General features: G+C 59.1%; 16 protein-coding genes. 8 read left to right on the forward strand and 8 right to left on the reverse strand.

Annotation, left to right across the window (positions count from 1 at the left end; genetic code table 11):
* The first annotated feature begins 161 nt into the window (after positions 1-161).
* Complete coding sequence (locus WCA85_RS28415) at positions 162-863, forward strand: FadR/GntR family transcriptional regulator (RefSeq protein WP_424068195.1); 702 nt, start codon at positions 162-164, stop codon at positions 861-863.
* 96 nt (positions 864-959) lie between these two features.
* Here the strand turns inward: WCA85_RS28415 and WCA85_RS28420 are convergent, their stop codons facing one another.
* On the reverse strand, positions 960-1,886 hold the full coding sequence (locus WCA85_RS28420; RefSeq protein ID WP_424068196.1) for a LysR substrate-binding domain-containing protein: 927 nt from the start codon (positions 1,884-1,886) through the stop codon (positions 960-962).
* 109 nt (positions 1,887-1,995) lie between these two features.
* On the opposite strand from WCA85_RS28420, the gene WCA85_RS28425 reads away from it, so the two are divergent.
* Both WCA85_RS28425 and WCA85_RS28430 read left to right on the forward strand, forming a co-directional pair.
* Positions 1,996-3,090 (forward strand): tartrate dehydrogenase, encoded by a 1,095-nt coding sequence (locus WCA85_RS28425; protein WP_424068197.1) that lies wholly within the window; start codon positions 1,996-1,998, stop codon positions 3,088-3,090.
* A gap of 261 nt (positions 3,091-3,351) precedes the next feature.
* Positions 3,352-4,662, forward strand: coding sequence for an MFS transporter (locus WCA85_RS28430; RefSeq protein WP_424068198.1), 1,311 nt, complete (start codon positions 3,352-3,354; stop codon positions 4,660-4,662).
* Between the two features lie 78 nt (positions 4,663-4,740).
* Here WCA85_RS28430 and copM read toward each other — a convergent pair whose 3' ends face one another.
* Together copM and WCA85_RS28440 are read right to left on the reverse strand one after the other, a co-directional pair.
* Positions 4,741-5,175, reverse strand: coding sequence for a CopM family metallochaperone (gene copM, locus WCA85_RS28435; protein WP_424068199.1), 435 nt, complete (start codon positions 5,173-5,175; stop codon positions 4,741-4,743).
* 89 nt (positions 5,176-5,264) lie between these two features.
* The gene (locus WCA85_RS28440) at positions 5,265-8,144 is read right to left on the reverse strand and encodes a sensor domain-containing phosphodiesterase (RefSeq protein WP_424068200.1); all 2,880 of its coding nucleotides are present in this window, start codon (positions 8,142-8,144) and stop codon (positions 5,265-5,267) included.
* Between the two features lie 333 nt (positions 8,145-8,477).
* Between WCA85_RS28440 and WCA85_RS28445 the strand changes: the two genes are divergently transcribed.
* Positions 8,478-9,926 (forward strand): catalase, encoded by a 1,449-nt coding sequence (locus WCA85_RS28445; RefSeq protein WP_424068201.1) that lies wholly within the window; start codon positions 8,478-8,480, stop codon positions 9,924-9,926.
* A gap of 205 nt (positions 9,927-10,131) precedes the next feature.
* Positions 10,132-10,491, forward strand: a complete 360-nt coding sequence (locus WCA85_RS28450) for a hypothetical protein (RefSeq protein WP_424068202.1) — start codon at positions 10,132-10,134, stop codon at positions 10,489-10,491.
* Positions 10,492-10,601: 110 nt separating this feature from the next.
* Here WCA85_RS28450 and WCA85_RS28455 read toward each other — a convergent pair whose 3' ends face one another.
* Positions 10,602-11,135 carry an ankyrin repeat domain-containing protein gene (locus WCA85_RS28455; protein ID WP_424068203.1) on the reverse strand — a complete coding sequence of 178 codons (534 nt, stop codon included), beginning with the start codon at positions 11,133-11,135 and terminating at the stop codon, positions 10,602-10,604.
* Positions 11,136-11,386: 251 nt separating this feature from the next.
* Here WCA85_RS28455 and WCA85_RS28460 point away from each other — a divergent pair, with 251 nt between their 5' ends.
* Entirely contained in the window at positions 11,387-12,688 is a 1,302-nt protein-coding gene (locus WCA85_RS28460; protein WP_424068204.1) for an Nramp family divalent metal transporter, read from the forward strand.
* Between the two features lie 92 nt (positions 12,689-12,780).
* Here the strand turns inward: WCA85_RS28460 and WCA85_RS28465 are convergent, their stop codons facing one another.
* The 3 genes from WCA85_RS28465 to WCA85_RS28475 are packed head-to-tail and all read right to left on the reverse strand — an operon-like array spanning position 12,781 to position 15,630.
* Positions 12,781-14,034: a DUF3734 domain-containing protein gene (locus WCA85_RS28465; protein WP_424068205.1), complete on the reverse strand. Its 1,254-nt coding sequence runs from the start codon at positions 14,032-14,034 to the stop codon at positions 12,781-12,783.
* Positions 14,035-14,045: 11 nt separating this feature from the next.
* The gene (locus WCA85_RS28470; RefSeq protein ID WP_424068206.1) at positions 14,046-14,828 is read right to left on the reverse strand and encodes a 3-hydroxybutyrate dehydrogenase; all 783 of its coding nucleotides are present in this window, start codon (positions 14,826-14,828) and stop codon (positions 14,046-14,048) included.
* Positions 14,829-14,850: 22 nt separating this feature from the next.
* The gene (locus tag WCA85_RS28475) at positions 14,851-15,630 is read right to left on the reverse strand and encodes an acetoacetate decarboxylase (protein WP_424068207.1); all 780 of its coding nucleotides are present in this window, start codon (positions 15,628-15,630) and stop codon (positions 14,851-14,853) included.
* A 280-nt stretch (positions 15,631-15,910) separates the two neighbouring features.
* On the opposite strand from WCA85_RS28475, the gene WCA85_RS28480 reads away from it, so the two are divergent.
* On the forward strand, positions 15,911-16,219 hold the full coding sequence (locus WCA85_RS28480; protein ID WP_424068208.1) for a putative quinol monooxygenase: 309 nt from the start codon (positions 15,911-15,913) through the stop codon (positions 16,217-16,219).
* A gap of 62 nt (positions 16,220-16,281) precedes the next feature.
* Complete coding sequence (locus WCA85_RS28485; RefSeq protein ID WP_424068209.1) at positions 16,282-17,493, forward strand: MFS transporter; 1,212 nt, start codon at positions 16,282-16,284, stop codon at positions 17,491-17,493.
* A gap of 95 nt (positions 17,494-17,588) precedes the next feature.
* On the opposite strand, the gene WCA85_RS28490 is transcribed toward WCA85_RS28485, so the two are convergent.
* Positions 17,589-18,722, reverse strand: coding sequence for an AraC family transcriptional regulator (locus tag WCA85_RS28490; RefSeq protein ID WP_424068210.1), 1,134 nt, complete (start codon positions 18,720-18,722; stop codon positions 17,589-17,591).
* Between the last annotated feature and the right edge of the window lie 147 nt (positions 18,723-18,869).

Genomic DNA, 18,869 nt, shown 5'->3' on the forward strand with positions numbered 1-18,869 from the left:
CGGCAGCAATTGGTCAAGCCACTTTCGAAAACAAAGGGAAAACACGGAGTATCAAGGCTCAATTCAGCCGATTTCTCAAGGGTAAACCCGCAAAAATCTTTAAGTTTGCAAGGTATCCGGTCAGACCAATTCAAGCTCGTGAACGTTGAGACACTTCGGATATGGATCTTCAGTCAGTACAGCCCCGTCGCCTTTATCACCTCATCGGAGACCAGATCCGAGCCTATATTGCGGCCAATCAACTCTCTCCAGGCGACAGGTTGCCGCCCGAACGAGACCTGGCACAGCAGTTGAACGTGTCGCGGCCTTCCGTTCGGGAGGCCCTCATTGCGCTTGAGATTCAGGGTGTGGTCGAGATCAGAATGGGCTCCGGTCTGTTCGTTGGATCCCCAGCGCCCATGTCCGATGCGCTGCGTGACAAGATCGGCGACAGCCCTAGCGACATCATGCAGGCACGCGCGGCAATCGAAGGCTGCGTCGCGGCGCTTGCCTGCGCTCACGTGACCGACGACAGCATCGCGCGGCTCAATGCATTACTTGGTGAGATGCGTCGTGCAATCGTTGAGGGCGGATCGCCTGTCGTGGCGGATCGACAGTTCCATCTCTTCATTGCCGCACTGGCGCAGAATCCGGTCCTGACGAGGTTGGTCGGCGAACTCTTTGATGAGCGTCACGCACCGATTGCGGAGAAGTTGCGCCGTCAAACCGAAAACGACTCGACATGGAGCGCGGCGCTGCATGAGCATGAAATGATCGTGGCCGCACTGGCAGCGCGCGACGCACTCGAAGCGCAAACTGCGATGCGGGCGCATTTGAAAGCGTCCGAGGCACGCTGGGTTGGCTCGCGAGGTAATAGCAACTGAGCATGCCTTCTAGGCTACTCGCACAGCGTGAGCACGCCGTTGGCCATCGTGCCCAGCGCACTCGCGCTCAACGTTCGCCAAAAACTCCACAGCGCGCTACGCTCGCGCACTTGCTTCGCTTCGCAGGTCCTGAGCGATAAAGTCGACAAATGCGCGAATGCGGTTCGACATCTGATGCCGCTGCGAATACACCGCAAAAATATCGGCGTTCGGGGTGTCGTGATCGGGCAATACACGGACCAGTGAACCGTCAGCCAGATACTGCTGGATGTCCCACTCGGCTCGCATCAAAATGCCGTGTCCTTCAAGTGCCCATTTCACTGCGATTTCTCCATCGTTCGTAGTCAGCGTTCCACTGATCCGCACGGCTTCCGTTTTGCGCGACGCCCCTCTTCCCGAAGTCAGACGCCACACGCCATACGCTTCGTCGCCCTGGCGAATGCCGATGCAGTTGTGGCGCGTAAGATCGTGGGCGGTCGTCGGCATCCCGCGCGATGCAATGTACGAGGGGGCGGCACACAGCAAGCGCCGGTTGTCCGCCAGCCGCCGCGCGATAACCCGCGCATCGGGCGGCTCGCCGAAGCGAATACAGACGTCGAAGGTATCGTCCGTCAACGGCGGCGGTGTGACCGACAACTGAAGTTGAACCTGGACCTGCGGATACTTCGCGACGAACCGCGAAATCGCGGGGGCAACATGGCTGCGCCCAAACCCCAGCGTCGCGTTGACCCGCAGCAATCCCTTCGGACTCCTCGTCGACGTTCCCAGCAATTCGGCCAGTTCATCGATCTCGTCGAGAATCCTGCGCGCATGCTGGAGATACAACTCACCTTCCGGCGTTAGCATCATCCGGCGTGTGGTGCGGTTGATCAGACCCACGCCAGCGCGACTCTCCATCTGCGTCAAATGCTTGCTGACCGCTGCTGCCGTCAGGCCAAGCTCCCGCGCCGCCGCGCTCAGGCTGCCGGACGCGGCAAGCGTCGAGAAAAAGCTCAGATCAGACGGGAGGACGGTATCGCTCATAGCTTTCACTTGTGAATTCAAGTTAAAGATGCTTTGAGTCTAGCATCGGTTTTTGCTTCCAGACATGGGTAAAGTTACCTCACACACCCAACACATGAAGGACGGAGACATGAAAACCTATCGCATCGCAACCATCCCTGGCGACGGCATCGGCAAGGAAGTCGTACCCGCTGGCGCGAAGGTCCTTGAAGCCCTCGCCAAGACCACGAAGTCGTTCGCATTCGATTTCGAAAACTTCAACTGGGGCGGCGACTACTACCGTAAGCACGGCGTAATGATGCCGGCGGACGGACTCGACGCCATCCGCAGCAAGGACGCAATCCTGTTCGGCTCGGCCGGCGACCCGAACATTCCCGATCACATCACCTTGTGGGGTCTTCGTCTGAAGATTTGCCAGGGCTTCGACCAGTATGCGAACGTCCGCCCTACCCGCATCCTGCCAGGCATCGATGGACCGCTGAAGCGCTGCAAGCCTGAGGACCTGAACTGGGTCATCGTCCGCGAAAATTCGGAGGGCGAATATTCTGGCGTGGGCGGCCGTGTCCACCAGGGGCATCCGATCGAAGCCGCGACGGACGTATCCATTCTCACCCGGGCCGGCGTCGAGCGCATCATGCGTTTTGCGTTCCGTCTCGCGCAATCCCGTCCGCGCAAGCTGCTGACGGTCATCACGAAGAGCAATGCGCAACGCCACGCCATGGTGATGTGGGACGAGATCGCGCTCGAAGTCTCGAAGGAATTCCCGGACGTCAAATGGGACAAGGAACTGGTCGACGCCTCCACGGCGCGCATGGTCAACCGTCCCGCGACGCTCGACACGATCGTCGCCACCAATCTGCACGCTGACATTCTCAGTGACCTCGCCGCCGCACTCGCCGGCAGCCTGGGCATCGCACCGACAGGCAATATCGATCCCGAACACCGCTTTCCGTCGATGTTCGAGCCGATCCACGGCTCCGCCTTCGACATCATGGGCAAGGGTCTCGCCAACCCGGTCGGCACGTTCTGGTCGGTCGTCATGATGCTTGAACACCTCGGCGAATTCGACGCCGCGCAGCGCGTGATGCAAGCCGTCGAGGCTGTGACCGCGGACAAGTCACTGCATACCGGCGACCTCGGCGGCACCGCAACGACTGCGCAAGTGACGGCCGCCGTTTGCGCGTTCATCGAGAAAGCTGCGGCGCCCGCAGCCAACGCCGCTTAAGCAATTTAAGCGGCTCCGCTAGAGCCTGATCTTCACAGGCCGCCATCCGGCGGCCGGGAACCCGCTCGTCCTGGCGCGGCAACTCACAGTACCTCCCGGTATATCCGCGATGGCAGGAGCGGTCGACACGCCTGATTAGCGATCACATTTAAACAGCCTGCGCGCCGAACAAACCCGCGCCGCACTCGACGGCCACGACGCGCACGGTATGCCGAATCCGATTCTGAATAGAGCACGGCTCAAGCCTCCAAGGAGGAGACAATGATTTCCGATCTCGAAAGCCGGGTGACCCGCAAGCTCATGCTGCGGATCATTCCGTTCGTGATGTTGCTGTATTTCGTGAGTTTTCTTGACCGCGTCAATGTGGGCTTCGCCGCGCTGTCGATGAACAAGGCCATCGGTCTTTCGCCGACGGCATTCGGACTCGGTGGCGGACTGTTCTTCATCGGATACTTTCTGTTCGAAGTGCCGTCGAACCTGATTCTTCATAAGGTCGGCGCGCGCCGGTGGATCGCACGCGTGATGGTGACCTGGGGGATGGTGTCGTTTGCATCGGCCTTCGTGGTCGGTCCGAACAGCTTCTATGCGCTGCGATTTATCCTGGGCGTTGCCGAAGCAGGCTTCTTTCCCGGCATCATTCTTTACCTCAGCTTGTGGTTCCCGGCGCGTCAACGCGCGGTGGCCGCGGCATGGTTCATGGCCGCTGCGCCGATCTCCACGGCAATCGGTTCACCACTCTCTGGCGCGATCATGAAACTGCATCCCATTGCCGGTTTTGCCGACTGGCAGATGCTCTACATTCTCGAAGCGGTGCCCGCAATCATCCTCGGCTTCTTCGTGCTGAAGTATTTGACTGACACGCCGTCTAAAGCAAAGTGGCTTCAGCCCGAAGAGCGTGAATGGCTGACTGCGAAGATGAAAATGGAAGCCGACGCGAAGCAGTCGCATGCGGGTCATACTGCAGGCGCGCTGAGCGCTTTGCGCGATCCGCGAGTGCTTGCGCTGGCACTGATCTACTTCGGCACCTCGGCCGGGTTGTACACGCTCGGCTTGTGGGCGCCGCTGATCATCCGTCAGTATGGATTCGGCTCATTCGAAACGGGTCTTCTGGCCGGTGTACCAGGCATCCTCGCCGTCGTCGCGATGATCGTATGGGCGAAGCATTCGGATCGCACCGAGGAACGCACATGGCACGTCGTCATTCCTTGTGTGGTGGCATGTCTTGGCTTTGTCATGGCAGGCGGCGCCACCACAGCCTTGATGATCATTCTGGCTCTCGTCATTGTGAACATCGGCATCAGCGCGGCCAAAGCGCCGTTGTGGGCCATGCCAAGCATGTTCCTGTCGGGCGCCGGTGCGGCGGCGGGCATCGCGATGATCAATTCGGTCGGCAATCTGGGGGGCTTCGTTGGTCCGTTTGTGATTGGCTGGCTCAAGAACGTGACAGGTAGTTACTCCGCGGGCTTGTACGTGGTCGGCGCAACCCTGGCGGTGTCCGCTGTCGTCACGCTGATGCTGAGCAAACAGTCGAAGCATGCGCCCATCGCGGTCGGAGAGCGACACGGCCACTGAATGCGCGGGATTGATCAATCCGCGTAGCTTCGCCAACCGCATTTGCGGGCGCGGCCAGAACAAGTGCCGCGCGCCCCGTTACTTCCCTTCACTCTCTTTATGATTGGCTTGCCACCGCTTCATGTAGGCAATCTCTTCGTTCTGCGCCTTGATGATTTTCCGCGCCAGTGCCTTCATTTGTGGATCTTTGCCGTACTCGAGTTCCACTTTGGCCTGGTCCACCGCGCCTTGATGATGCGGAATCATGTGCGCCACAAAGTCCGCATCGGTATCGCCGGTGTATCCGGGCGCGCTCATGTTTTTCATCATGTTCGCAGCGTTCTGCTCGAACGCCTGAGTGGATGCAGACGTCGTGCCACCGGCTTGCGCAGGCATCGCCATTTGTCCGGAAGACATGTTCATCTGGCCATTGGCCATCGCGCCGGATTGCTGCGCGCTCGCATCGAATGCGGCGCCAAACGTGACGATTCCAAGAACGACAGAGGCGGTAGCAAGCAAACGGTTGGCTTTCATTGTGACTTCCTTGATCGGTGAATGACTTGAGTGCACCATCGTCAACCTTCCAATCGTTGGAATGTCAAGCGCCACAGTTCTTCGCCGGGTCAGAAAGCCGGTATTTCCGCAGCCCGGTAAGTCAGCCGCTCCCAGTGGGGCGAGCGTAGAAGCGCTTCGAGCGGCATCGGTCTGTCGAAGAAATAACCTTGTGCCTGGGCCGCACCCATTTCCCGCAGCACGGCAAGCGTCTCGGCATCCTCGACACCTTCCGCGACAAGCGCGAGCCCAAGCGATTCCGCCATACGCACGATTGCCGTCACAATCGCGCGGCTGCGCGGGCTCGTGGTGAGTTCGAAGATAAACGACTTATCAATCTTCAGACCGCTGAAGCGGTACTGATGCACGTAACTCAACGACGAAAAGCCCGCCCCGAAATCATCCAGCACAACCGACATGCCATTGTCCGCAAGACGCTGCATCGTGTCGCGCGCGAGCTCGGGTTCCGCCACTAGCGCACCTTCCGTCAATTCGAGGCACACTCGCGACGGCGCCACACCGTGCCGGTGCAACAGCGCGAGCACTTCGTCGGCGAACTCGGGACGCGTCATGCTAAAGCTCGAGCAGTTCACGTGCACAGGCGGCCAATTCGCGTGCTGCGGCTTCGCAAGAATGATGGCTATACGCGTAAGCATGTAAAGGTCGAGGCGTCCTATCAACCGCAACCCTTCGACACCCGGCAAGAACTCGCCCGGACCGACGATGCGCCCATCAGGCTGCCGCCATCGAATCAGCGCCTCGAGCGCAACAACCTTGCCCGTCGCTACGTCGACAATCGGCTGGAAGAAAGGCAACAGTTCATCGTCGCGTTTGAGCGCATTGCGCAGCGCGCCCTCGCGCTCCACCTGATCCAGCACCTCCCGGCGCAGCTCATGGTTGAACACCATGAAGCTGTCGCGTCCCGCGTTTTTCACGCGATACATTGCGATGTCGGCGTCGCGAAGGAGATCGGCTGGCTTGCCGTGGTACTGCCTGTCGGCATTCACGATGCCGATGCTGCATGACGAGAACACGACATGTTCGTCGATATCAAACGGCAGGTCGAATGCCGCGAGAATGCGTTCCGCGATAGCGACGGCATCGCTTACGGGAACTTCCGGTGAGAGAACAGCAAATTCGTCACCACCGAGACGCGCCAGCAAGTCAGTCGTGCGCAAGCAGCCACGCAAGCGCTCGGCCGCCTGCACGAGCAGCAGGTCTCCGCAATGATGGCCGAGGCTATCGTTCACGAACTTGAAGCGATCCAGATCAATGAACATCACCGTCACCGGATGACCGATCGCGCAATATGCGCCCCACGCTGCCTCCAGACTTTGCAGCAAATGGCTCCGGTTGGGCAGGCGCGTCAGCGCGTCATGCGAATTTTCATGCACGAGGCGAGCGTTGGCGTTATCCAGCTCCCGCGTACGAATCTGCACGCGAGCTTCAAGTTCTGCGTTCGCCGTATGCAGCGCCTCGGCGGCACGCCGGCGGGACAGCGCGGTATCGATGTGGCGCGAGACGAACGTCAGCAACTCCTGATCACGCTGCGTATAGCGCACGAGTGATTCGTAGCTCTGAACAGCGAGCATTCCGCGCACGTCGTCACCATCGAACAGCGGTACGCCGAGCCATGAGCAAAGACGCACGCCCTCGCTGCTCATATCAATCTCGCCCTTGGCTATCAAGCGTAATGCACCGTCCGCGTCAATGAGACACGGGCGGCGCTGGCGGATCACATATTCAGTAAGTCCTCGTCGTCCGAGGCGCGGTAGCGGCGGCTCGTGCAAACGATCATCGACGTAGTAGGGAAACGAAACGAGCTGCGTTTCAGTATCGAAGAGTGCGATGTAGAAATTGCGCGCGTGTAGCAACTCTCCGACGATTTGATGCAGGCTTCGAAAGAACTCGACCATGTCGCCAGGACGGCTCGAAAGCTCCGCGATCTGGAAGAGCGTCGCTTGCAGGTGTTCTGCGCGTTCGCGCTCCGCGATACCTTCGCGCAACGCCTCGTTGACGCGCGACAGTTCAGACGTGCGCCGGGCGACCTGCTCCTCGAGATCCGCGCGGTGCAGGATGCGATCGAGCGCCATGGCCACGTGTCGCGCCACTACCAGAAACAGCGCGCGATCCTCGGCGCTGTAGATGCGTGAGACGTCGTAGACCTGCATCGCCAGCATGCCGAACACTTCATCCGAGGCATTCTTCAGCGGGGCCCCCATCCAGAACTCGGGACGGTCGCCGATCGGACAGATGATGCCTTCGTCCTCAGCCGCGCGCATCATCGCGGCATCGATGAACAACGGCTGAGCGGTCGTCAGCACGTACGCGGTCATCGACAGACGCTCCGGGTTGAGGATGTCGTAGTTTTCCGCCTCAATCACATCGGTGTCGATCACGTCCACATAATACGGATAGGTGATCTTGCCGCTCTTGCGGTCGTAAAGCGCGAGGTAGAAGTTTTCGGCGTCGATCAGCGTACCGAGATGCTCGTGCACACGCCGCAGAAACTCCGCGCGATCGCGTACCGAACTCGCCAGATAGGCGATCTCATACAACACGCGCTGGGTGTTCTGAGCGCGCGCGAGGGCGTCAGCCTGCACTCGCTCGCCCAAACTTCGGGCAAATTCCAGCAGGGACTCGTCGCCCGCGAATTCGGCGGGCGCGACCAGCCAGCCGAGCACACTGTCGCCACGGCCTGTAGGCCAGCGCAGCCACCCGCGCAGCGAGCATAGCCGGGTGAGCCGCCCTTCGGCGATGTCTTGCGGCCAGTCGAACGACGCGTCGCCGCCCTGTGCGGCGAGGTGCAACTCCTCGCCTGCGCGATACCAGGCCCATGTCCCAGCCCACTGCCGGCCGCAGTCGCGCGCCGCCCGTAGTTGGGCTTCGATCGCCGGTGCGCGCGCGGCAACGCTGTCATTCGCGTTCCGTTCAATGGAAACGTCATCCATGGGAAAACATACTCCGGCCATGCACGGCCAACACTTCAACCCGCTTCATAGTCTGTCGGTAGTCTGCGTTCTGCCCGGACGCACGCGGCCCGGCCGTTTTATGGACAGGTTTACCGTGCTAACGGCACCGGCGGCCAAGGCTTGAGGGGCTTAGGACCGGCGTTAGGCGAAATCTATTGAAATTTCTCATTCCATTAGGAATCGCCTATCTCGATGGTAGAAAAGGACAAATTCAAGAAAGTTCAAGGACTTGATATTGTTCACCCACTCCAACACGAACAGGACGATTCGTCGGTTGGACCGAAGTCTATCTCACGGAAAACGGAGCGGAGTATGCAAAAGAAGCCTCTCACCACAGTGTTCGGTGCGCCGGTTGTTGACAATCAGAATATTCAAACCGCCGGACCCAACGGTCCCGCGCTGCTTCAGGACGTATGGTTTCTTGAGAAGCTTGCACACTTCGATCGTGAAGTGATTCCAGAGCGTCGTATGCATGCAAAGGGATCGGGAGCATTTGGCACCTTTACCGTGACGAACGACATCACGAAATATACGCGGGCCAAAATCTTCTCGCAGGTCGGCAAGAAAACCGAGATGTTCGCGCGGTTCTCAACGGTCGCGGGCGAGCGTGGCGCAGCGGACGCTGAACGTGATATCCGAGGCTTCTCGTTGAAGTTTTATACCGAGGAAGGAAACTGGGATCTCGTGGGCAACAACACGCCCGTGTTTTTCATCCGCGATCCGCTGAAATTCCCTGACCTGAATCACGTGGTCAAGCGCGACCCGCGCACCGGTATGCGTAACGCAGAGAGTAACTGGGATTGGTGGACGCAGTTGCCCGAGAGCTTCCACCAGGTGACGATCGTCATGAGCGACCGTGGTATTCCGCGCTCGTACCGCCATATGCACGGCTTCGGCAGCCATACGTTCAGCTTTATCAGTGCTGCCAACGAGCGCTTCTGGGTGAAGTTCCACTTCCGTTCACAACAGGGCATCGAGAACCTGACGGACGCTGAATCTGGCGCGCTGATCGGCCGGGACCGTGAGTCTCATCATCGTGACCTCTACGAAAGCATCGAAGCGGGAAATTTCCCGCGCTGGACGATGTCGGTGCAGATCATGCCGGAGAAAGAGGCATCGGCCTGCAAGGTGAATCCGTTTGACCTGACCAAAGTCTGGCCGAAGTCCGATTACCCGCTCATCGAAGTCGGTGTATTCGAGCTGAATCGCAACGCCGACAACCAGTTCGCGGACGTGGAGCAAGCCGCGTTTGCGCCGGCAAGTGTGGTTCCGGGCATCAGCTTTTCACCGGACAAGATGCTCCAGGGGCGTTTGTTCTCGTACGGGGACGCGCAACGGTATCGCCTCGGCATCAACTACGCACAGATTCCAGTGAACTACCCGCGTGCGACCATTAACTACAACAGCTACCACCGCGACGGCGCGGGCCGGATCGACGGCAATCACGGCAGCAGGATCGCGTACGAACCCAATACGCGTGGTGAATGGACCGAGCAACCGGATTATCGCGAGCCGCCGTTGTCGATCGAAGGTGCGGCGGATCACTGGAACCATCGCGTCGACGACGACTATTTCTCGCAAGCGGGCGATCTGTTCCGAAAGATGTCACCGGCCCAGAAACAAGCGCTGTTCGATAACACTGCGCGGGCCATTGCGGGAGTATCACGTCCGGTTCAGGAACGGCACATCAAGCACTGCACGCTTGCCGACACCGAATACGGCCAAGGCGTCGCCGCTGCAATCGAAAAGCTCCGCGGCTAATGTAACTGCCGCGCGCTGTTAAATGTTCCATCGGTACTCGTAAGCTCGCCATGCATCATCGTTTTCTGATGACGCATGGCTTTTTTTTCAAACAAAGGGGCACAATCCATGAATACGTACCATCCTGGGCGACTGTTGCGTGTGGTCTGCGCTACAGCGTGACTTCAGGGCGAGAACCAATCGCACTTGTGGAGGAACTGGTCCCATGAAATCCGCGTATGTATCCCATCTGACGCCGGGGCGTCTGATCGAGACAGAGCTGGGCGTTTATATCGCCACTCCTGAAGCCGACGAGTTACAACAGATGGAAGCGAAGTTCGGTGGACGGTTCCGCTATGTGACGGTCACTAGAGCAAGGCTCGCCGCGGCCGTCAATCGCACGCGTGGCTTTGCCCATCTGGAAGGGGAAAAACAGATCGAGCGCATGCAGTTTCCGCTGCCCGCTCCCGTTATCGCAGACTCTCAGGGTGAGCCTTTTGTCATTCTCAATCTGGCTTCGGCGATGCAAATGCTTGAGGGCCGTGCGCGCCGATTTACCATTCTTCAGCTTTACTACTCCAGCTAATCCAGCTTGCTGACAAGCGGGCAAGGCCTTCAATGTTGACGCGTGCCAGTTCTGGCCGAGCCCTTTGCAGATATGCCCTGCTCTCCGCTCGACCATATTGTCCGTTCAAGTCAGCCGTTGATCTTCTCGAGCCGTGCAATTGCGTCCTTCGCACCCGTCAACCGGGCAGCCGCCAGTGGCGTGGCGCCATTGACGTCCTGAGCATCTGGATTGGCACCCCGCTCAAGCAGTTGATCAATGATATCGGTGCGGTTGAACATCGCGGCAATCATCAGCGCGGTTCTGCCGTCTGGCGATGGCCCTTCGACATCAGCGCCCCCGTCGAGCAGTACGCGAACCACCTCAGCAAATCCCTTGAACGCCGCACCTGCCAAGGGCGTCTGTCCCATCGAATTCGTCAGGTTGGGATCTGCTTTCAGCGCCATCAGCTTGCCGACCGTCGCAGCGTGTCCATGATAGGCAGCCAGCATGATGAGACTGTCGCCCCGCTCGTTACGCAGATTCGGAGGCACGCCCCGTTCAATGACAGTCTGTAACGCATCCGTTTCGCCGTTGCGGGCGAAGTCGAATATTCTCGCTGCCACCTCACGCATCTCATCGTTAGTGGGTGTTGTATGCCCCGCCATGTCACCTGCAGCTTCCATGTGTCCTCCTGAGTTTTCGACAAAACCCGCTATGACGACACGAGTTACCGTGAATCGCGAGTGGTCCGAAAATCATAGCAACGGCGCCTGTTTCTTTCCAATAGATAGCATTTATACCTCTCATTTGCTTCGAGAACGCGAGAAACCCTAATCGACATTATTGGAAGGATCAATTGTTCTTTCCGCAGGATTCCCGGCACTATTTGCTCGTGCCAAAGCGTTGGTGCGCTTGCCTGGGCTGGAGGATCGAGATGAGCACTGCTGAAGGACAATTGGGAATGAGCGAGAGCACATCGCGAGCCATCGCCGACGTGCTGGCCGGGCGCAACCATCGCTGGAGTTCAAAGCTGCTGTTTGCCGGACCCGCTGTCGTCGCCTCCATCGCGTACATGGATCCCGGCAATTTCGCCACCAATATTCAGGCGGGCGCAAAGTACGGCTATTCGTTACTTTGGGTGGTGCTTGGTGCAAACCTGATTGCGATGTTGTTTCAGGCGCTTTCAGCCAAACTCGGCATCGTCACGAACCGCAACCTCGCCGAGCTAAGCCGTCAGCATTTTCCGGCATCTGTGGTCTATGGGATGTGGGGCGTGAGCGAAATCGCGGCGATGGCGACTGATCTCGCCGAGTTTCTCGGCGGCGCAATCGGCCTCTCACTGCTGTTTCACATTCCCTTGCTGCTCGGGATGGTCATCACCGGAATCGTGACGTATGCCATTCTTGCAGGCGAGAAGCAAGGCTTCCGCCCTCTCGAACTGATCATTGGCGGCCTCGTGGCGGCGGTCGCATTGTCTTACGTGCTCGAACTGCTGATCGTGCATACCAACTGGTCGGCTGTCGCAGCGGGGAGCTTGATACCTCAACTGCACGGTGCTGGCGCGCTGTCTGTCGCTGTGGGTATCCTCGGGGCGACAGTCATGCCGCATGCCATTTACCTGCACTCGGGGCTCACGCAAAATCGCGCGCGGGCACAAAGTCATTCGGCACGCCACAAGCTGGTGCGTTTTTCGAACGCTGAGGTGTTGATTGCCCTCACGGTAGCGGGGCTCGTCAATATGGCGATGGTAATCATGGCTTCGGGTGCATTTCACGCGGGCCATCCCGATGTCGCCGAAATAGAAACCGCTTATCACAGCCTGACGCCGCTGGTCGGCACTGCAGCGGCGGGCATTTTTCTCGTCTCGCTGCTGGCATCTGGCGTATCCAGCTCCGTGGTGGGAACGATGGCAGGGCAAATGATCATGCAAGGCTTCACGGGCCTGCACCTGCCAGTCTGGATTCGCCGACTCGTCACGATGGTGCCGTCCTTCATCGTGATCGCGCTAGGTGTGAACGCTACCAACGCGCTCGTCTATAGCCAGGTCGTGTTGAGCTTCGCCTTACCCGTGCCCATGATCGCCCTGGTGATCCTGACCTCACGCCGCGATGTGATGGGTCCGTTTGCGAATCGTAGATGGGTGACCGGCGCAGCGATCCTTGGAACCGTGGTTATTCTGGCGCTGAATGTGGTGTTGCTATTGCAGACCTTTGGTGTCGCAATACCCGGGTTGTGAGGCGGTCAATACCGGCCGCAGGTTCATGGCCACGCACTCACCGCCGTCCATCATTTGAAAGTCGCTTCAGGATGGACGGCTAGACCCGGCACTCAAGCCGCGAGTTTCTTTTCCACTGCGGTTGGCAGTTCAAGCGTGTCACGATCCGACTGCGGCACCGAATCCGCCGGACGATGCACGTCATGCGTCACGAAGCCCTGTTCGCGGCTTGGCACGTCGAACCACTCGCGATGCGAGAGCGAGTCGCGGATATCTTCCAGACCACTCTCCCAGTGCCCCTGCATCGTATCGACGCTGAACTCATAGTCTTTGTAATGCCCCTCGTACGGCTTGTTCTTGTAGATGAGATGCACGACATTGATTGCGCTGCCGTCCGCGACCTCTTCAGCCAGCCGGAACAACGGGTCTGATTTCAGCACCTCCGGCGGGACGTGCGCCAGCAGTTCCTTGATGAAACGGGCATGTTTCTGCCGGTCAGCCAGCATGCTGGTAATCGCCCGCGTGCGGCTCGAATACTGAATGTCTTTGGCGCGCTCCGAGACATCAAGGAAATCGCCCGGCGCGTTGCCACGCGCACTCCACAGGTCCACCTGAAACACCAGGGTGTCCTTGTGCTCTGCGTCGCGAAGCACTTCAGTGAGCGGCGTGTTGGAAACGAGACCGCCGTCCCAGTAGTATTCGCCGTCGATTTCAACCGCAGGGAAGCCCGGCGGCAACGCACCGGAGGCCATGAAATGCTCCGGCGCGAGCCGCATCTTTCTGTTGTCGAAGTACACCAGGTTGCCGGTCCGCACGTTCACCGCGCCGACTGAAACCCGGACCTCGCCATCGTTGATACGGTCGAAGTCGGCAAACTTCAACAAGGTTTCCCGCAGCGCTGCCGTGTTGTAATAGCTCACGGCATTAGGCGTTGTCTTGCCGAATCCGGCCATAGGCAGCGGAAAGCGCGGCGAGAAAAACCCTGGCTGACCTTCCGTCAGCGCACGCCCTGCGGCCCACATGCTGGCCCACTTGCGCGACGCTTCTTCCATGCCCAATCCGGGCAACGTCCAGGCGCCCAGGCTACCCAACCAGTCAAGCGGATGGCAGATCGCATTCCAGAATCCGCGTAGTGCCTCCACGCGTTTTTCTGGCGCGTTACCGGCGATGATCGCAGTGTTCAGCGCGCCAATCGATACGCCGGCAATCCAGTGCGGTTCTACACCGGCTTGCGTCAAACCCTCATAGACGCCCGCCTGATAGGAGCCAAGCGCACCGCCGCCCTGAAGCACGAGTGCAATTTCGTCGTAGCGCGGCAGCTCAAATGCGCCCGGCTGCCGGTCTGTTCTTTTTGTGCTGCTGCGCATACACGAACTCCTTATTGCATCGCCCAGCCGTGGCTGACGATGACTGATTGCCCGGTCAACGCCGTCGACTCGAAGCCTGCAAGGAACGCCACCGTATTGGCGACGTCTTCAACCGTCGTGAATTCGCCATCGACGGTTTCCTTCAGCATCACGTTTTTCACCACTTCTTCTTCGGAGATACCCAGTGCCTTGGCCTGCTCGGGAATCTGCTTGTCGACGAGCGGGGTGCGCACGAAACCGGGGCACACCACGTTCGCGCGCACGCCGCGCGAACCGCCTTCCTTCGCAACGACACGCGCAAGACCCAGCAAACCGTGCTTGGCGGTCACGTAAGCGGACTTGAGCTTCGATGCCTCGTGCGAATGCACGGAGCCCATATAGACGATCGAGCCGCCCTTGCCGCCCGCATACATATGCTTGATGGCAGCCTTGGTGGTGAGGAAGGCGCCGTCCAGATGGACGGCCAGCATTTTCTTCCAGTCGGAGAACGCATAGTCTTCGATCGGCGCAACGATCTGGATGCCCGCATTCGACACCAGCACATCGATGCTGCCCAACTCTTTCACCGCACGCTCGATACCGCTATTCACGGCTTCTTCGTTCGTGACGTCCATCGTCACGGCCAATGCCTTGCCGCCTTCTGCGACGATGCTGCTCGCCACCTTCTGCGCGTTCTCCAGATTCAGATCGGCGATCACCACGGCGGCGCCAAGGCTCGCGAGCTTACGCGCGCACTGTTCGCCAATACCGCTTGCTGCGCCCGTCACGAGAGCGACTTTATTCTTCAACGACATCTTCGTTACCTCTTCAGCAGACTTATAGATTGGCCGCGAGCTTCATGCTCTCGGTCGTGGCTAGATAATCAAACGCGACTTCGCCGATATCCAGCGTCAGATTGGCGATCACATGGCGCGCGGACACCACACGCTTGACCGGCAAATCAGCGATCGGCGCCAATGCGTGTGGATGGAGTTCGAGTGCGGCCGGGCCAGTCCAGGCACCGAGCACAGAGACATCACGCAGATAGAAGCGCACCAGTTCGCAGATACGCGCCGAACCGTCGACGTGCGGGATCACCTTCAACAGATAGTTAGGTGTGTCCGCAAGCTTCTTGCGCTCGGTTTCGATATCGAGCGGTACATGTTTAAAGCCCATTGTGCCGGTCGCAATGCGCTGCGTGCCGTAGTCGAGCGTGCCAAGCAGGGTGTCGTTGCCGTCGACGCTTAGCGTCGGCCGCGCGAGCTTCTTCGGGAATCCCCAGATCTCGCGACCGCCAGCAATCGGGCCTTCGTCGTCGAGGTACATCGAATGGGTGTAGTTGCCGAGGCGCCCTTGCTGGTCGCGCACGGAAATGACTTGACCGCTCTCGGTGTAGTCACCGAAACCGGAAGAGTCGGGCATGCGAATGAATTCGTAATGCACCAGATCATTCTCCGGATAGAGTGGTTCCGGCACGATTGCACGCAAGGCATCGAAATCGGTCTCATACGAAATGATGAAATATTCCCGATTCAAAAAGCGATAAGGTGGCCGAGGATAAGCCGGATTGTGAACGGGCATCGCAAAGGCGTCTTTGCGGATCGAAGCAAGGTTCATGAAAATCCCTATTGACTAGCGAGCGCATACCGCGCCGAGGAATACTAGCGGCAATGCAGCGGCAAAGGGACGCAAATTTCTCAAAAAGACTATTAACGAGAACGCAACACTGACGAGGGAACTAAGGGCGCATTGCGCGACCGCGTGTGGATTTTCGTTTGGTATGAATTCGTTCGGCGCCCACGAATCCTCGCGAGTCCGCTCCGCAGCATGCACGAGCGAACCCGGCTATCATGGCAGCCGGCGATATGCCGCCGAACCATAACCGGAGAACGCCCAAATGATCCATGTCTTTGCCACCATCACTGCTCAACCCGGTCAACGGGAGGCTGTGCTCGCGCTATTTGCCCAGAACCTTCCTGCGGTGCTGGCGGAGACTGGTTGCATCAGTTACGAAGCGGTCGTCGATGTGCCCGATTTTGGTGGTTTTCAGACGCCGCTCGGCAACGATACGTTTGCCGTAGTCGAGCGCTGGGAAAACGCTGAAGCGTTGAAAGCGCATGCAGCCTCTTCGCATATGGCCGAATACGCCCGCAAGACCGCCCCACTGCTCGCGAAGCGAGCCATCAACGTCCTCCACGCCTGCTAGGTGCTACGACTCGCGTATTTGAAAGTGAGCCGGATCCCAGCAAGGCATGAATGGACAGTTTGATGAATACCAGCAATCCCGGGCAGCAATCGGTCACCGCCTTTCTGGCGGTCGTCATGGCGTTTTTGATCAACATGATGGGCACCACCCTGCCGACGGCGGTCTATCGATACTATCAACTGCAGTATGGCTTCACAGCAACCGTCATCACGGTGATTTACGCCTGCTATGCAATTGGTGTCCTGGGTGCGCTTCTAATTGTCGGCAACTGGTCGGATCAACTGGGGCGCCGGCGCATGCTGCTGGCCGGCTTGTGTGCGTCAGCGGCGTCGGCGGTCACGTTTCTCCTGAGCCACGGGCAATCCGGCCTCATGCTGGGCCGATTGCTATCGGGTGTCTCGGCTGGGATTTTTACCGGAACCGCAACCGTCGCGGTGATTGAACTGGCGCCTCCAGCGTGGCGCAAGCACGCCACCCTCGCGGCGACCGCTTCCAACATGTTGGGTTTGGGCTGCGGTCCATTGTTGAGCGGCATACTCGTCGAACTTCTGCCACATCCAACGCAGACCCCTTATGTCGTGCATTTGCTGCTCGTGGCACTTGCCATATTTGGCGTATGGAGTGCGCCTGAAACGGCGAAGCTTCCGCAGCGGGTGAAACTCGGCGTTCAAAGAATCTCGTTACCCGCCGAGGTACGTGGCGTGTTCATGCCTGCCGCGTTAGCCGGATTCGCAGGCTTCGTCGTGGTGGGCTTCTTTGCAGCCGTTGCGCCACAATTGATCCGGGTCGTGCTCGGCTACCACAGTGGCGTAGTAGTCGGCGCGATTGTATTTTTGCTGTTTGCATGTTCGGCGCTTGGGCAAATCGTACAGGCGTACATTGCGCCGCACTGGCGGCAAGCCTTCGGGTGCTTCGGTCTGCTTACCGGTTTGATGGGCGTGGCACTGTGTGTCCCGGAACGCTCGCTGGCCGCCCTGCTGATAGGTACCGCGTTAGCTGGAATCGGACAGGGAATCAGCCTGCGCGCGGGGCTGGGCGAACTCACGACAAAGAGCCCACCGGACCGGCGAGCCGAAGTGACATCGAGCTTTTTCGTCGTACTCTATGTCGCAATCTCGCTTCCGGTGATCGGACTGGGCATAGCCGTCCAGTTCGCCGGTATCCAGCGCGCTACCCTCCTCTTCGCCGGTCTGACGATCCTGCTTGTGCTGATCGCGCTGCTGCTACTCGTGCGCGGGGAAGCTCGCGGGTCTGCAATGACCGACGCAGTGTGAGGCCTTACGCGCCTTGCTCAATGACGAGGACGAGATTGACCTGGGACTGGAACTGCTCGGGCAGACGCTCGAGCGTTTTCGGTAATCACCTTTAGTCACCGATCGTCCTCCCGTCCGCCAACTAAAGTCAGCCGATTTTGCCGGACTTCAGTTGGCGTTTTTCCTGTCCACCGTTTGAAGGCATGCCGAAAGCTCACAGCATCGCTAAAGTCCAACGTCAAGGCGATGTCCTCGGTGCTAAGCGTGGTGGTGGTCAGATAGTCGATGGCGAGCGCTTTTCGCACGCTCGTCAGCAGTTCACTATAAGACATTCCCTCAGCCTCCAGCTTGCGACGAAGCGTGCGTGAAGTCATACAAAGGCTCTCTGCGATCTGTTCGATTGCGGGGAACTGACCCGGCGTTCTAATCAGCTCCTGATAGACACGCCGGCTCACCCCTGCTTGCCAGCGCAATGTTTCAAGCAGACGGGCACACTCCGTGGATACCTGCGCCGCTGTGATGGGGTTGGCAAGTTGAGGAGCGCGCGATAACCACGCCGCCGGGTAGCTGAGCGTGTTGCGCGACTGGCCGAAGGCAAGCGGACATTCCAGCACCTCGGCCAACACAGCGGCGTGTGGAGGCTCTGCCTGCGTGAAGGCCGCGTGAGCCGGTACGCACCATGTTCCCATCACATCCTTGGTTACTGTCACATGCACCGCAAATTGCAGGTCGACCAGGAAGTGATAAAGCTGTTCGTCCACCTCGGGTAACAGGAGTTCTCCCTGCTGAGGAAAGAGCCACGACGCCACGCCTTCGCGGGTCTCCCAGCAAAGGTCAAGCATTCCATTGGCAAGCTCGAAGTATTTGACTGCCGTATCGAACACAGAGGCCATCGTGTCGGCGCATAGCAGTGCATAACCGTACATCCCGTAGCTGGATGCATGCATCTGGCGGCCGACCTGGACGCCCAGGTCCGACTTCTTGTACTCGCGAAGCGCGTTGCGCGCGGCGCTCAGAAACTGCAGCGGCGAAGTCAGCGTGAACGGGTCGGCGATTGAGTTGATGTCCAGATCGGTGCCGGCAAGCACCACGCTGGCTTCCAGGCCGGCTTGCGAGGCGACCTCGATCAGCGCGGCGAGCTTGGCCGGAGAGAAACGTTTTTCGCGCAAGACGATGGCGAACGACGCCTGCGTCCATCGATTGCTGTGATGTCGTATTGCCGGCGCTTGACCAACCGCGCTGCGCTGCATGGGGAGCCCTGTGTCCGAAACGATACCCAATCTGGGTATGAGATTTTGCGCTCGATCACCCGTGTCTGCCATAGGGTTCACCCTGACAGACAGCGCGGGCGTTCGCTTGCAGTGCCCGTCCAGAACCTTGGCCGTTGCGCGCGACGA

This window comes from Paraburkholderia sp., from assembly GCF_049581445.1.
Lineage (GTDB): Bacteria > Pseudomonadota > Gammaproteobacteria > Burkholderiales > Burkholderiaceae > Paraburkholderia.

Excerpts from the sequence above, each read along its gene's own strand:
- WCA85_RS28430 (WP_424068198.1), top strand. The coding sequence starts at position 3,352 with ATGATTTCCGATCTCGAAAGCCGGGTGACCCGCAAGCTCATGCTGCGG.
- WCA85_RS28490 (WP_424068210.1), bottom strand. The coding sequence starts at position 18,722 with ATGCAGCGCAGCGCGGTTGGTCAAGCGCCGGCAATACGACATCACAGC.
- WCA85_RS28465 (WP_424068205.1), bottom strand. The coding sequence starts at position 14,034 with ATGCGCAGCAGCACAAAAAGAACAGACCGGCAGCCGGGCGCATTTGAG.
- WCA85_RS28460 (WP_424068204.1), top strand. The coding sequence starts at position 11,387 with ATGAGCACTGCTGAAGGACAATTGGGAATGAGCGAGAGCACATCGCGA.
- WCA85_RS28475 (WP_424068207.1), bottom strand. The coding sequence starts at position 15,630 with ATGAACCTTGCTTCGATCCGCAAAGACGCCTTTGCGATGCCCGTTCAC.
- WCA85_RS28480 (WP_424068208.1), top strand. The coding sequence starts at position 15,911 with ATGATCCATGTCTTTGCCACCATCACTGCTCAACCCGGTCAACGGGAG.
- WCA85_RS28455 (WP_424068203.1), bottom strand. The coding sequence starts at position 11,135 with ATGGAAGCTGCAGGTGACATGGCGGGGCATACAACACCCACTAACGAT.
- WCA85_RS28485 (WP_424068209.1), top strand. The coding sequence starts at position 16,282 with ATGAATACCAGCAATCCCGGGCAGCAATCGGTCACCGCCTTTCTGGCG.
- WCA85_RS28440 (WP_424068200.1), bottom strand. The coding sequence starts at position 8,144 with ATGGATGACGTTTCCATTGAACGGAACGCGAATGACAGCGTTGCCGCG.
- WCA85_RS28450 (WP_424068202.1), top strand. The coding sequence starts at position 10,132 with ATGAAATCCGCGTATGTATCCCATCTGACGCCGGGGCGTCTGATCGAG.
- copM (WP_424068199.1), bottom strand. The coding sequence starts at position 5,175 with ATGAAAGCCAACCGTTTGCTTGCTACCGCCTCTGTCGTTCTTGGAATC.
- WCA85_RS28470 (WP_424068206.1), bottom strand. The coding sequence starts at position 14,828 with ATGTCGTTGAAGAATAAAGTCGCTCTCGTGACGGGCGCAGCAAGCGGT.
- WCA85_RS28420 (WP_424068196.1), bottom strand. The coding sequence starts at position 1,886 with ATGAGCGATACCGTCCTCCCGTCTGATCTGAGCTTTTTCTCGACGCTT.
- WCA85_RS28415 (WP_424068195.1), top strand. The coding sequence starts at position 162 with ATGGATCTTCAGTCAGTACAGCCCCGTCGCCTTTATCACCTCATCGGA.
- WCA85_RS28445 (WP_424068201.1), top strand. The coding sequence starts at position 8,478 with ATGCAAAAGAAGCCTCTCACCACAGTGTTCGGTGCGCCGGTTGTTGAC.
- WCA85_RS28425 (WP_424068197.1), top strand. The coding sequence starts at position 1,996 with ATGAAAACCTATCGCATCGCAACCATCCCTGGCGACGGCATCGGCAAG.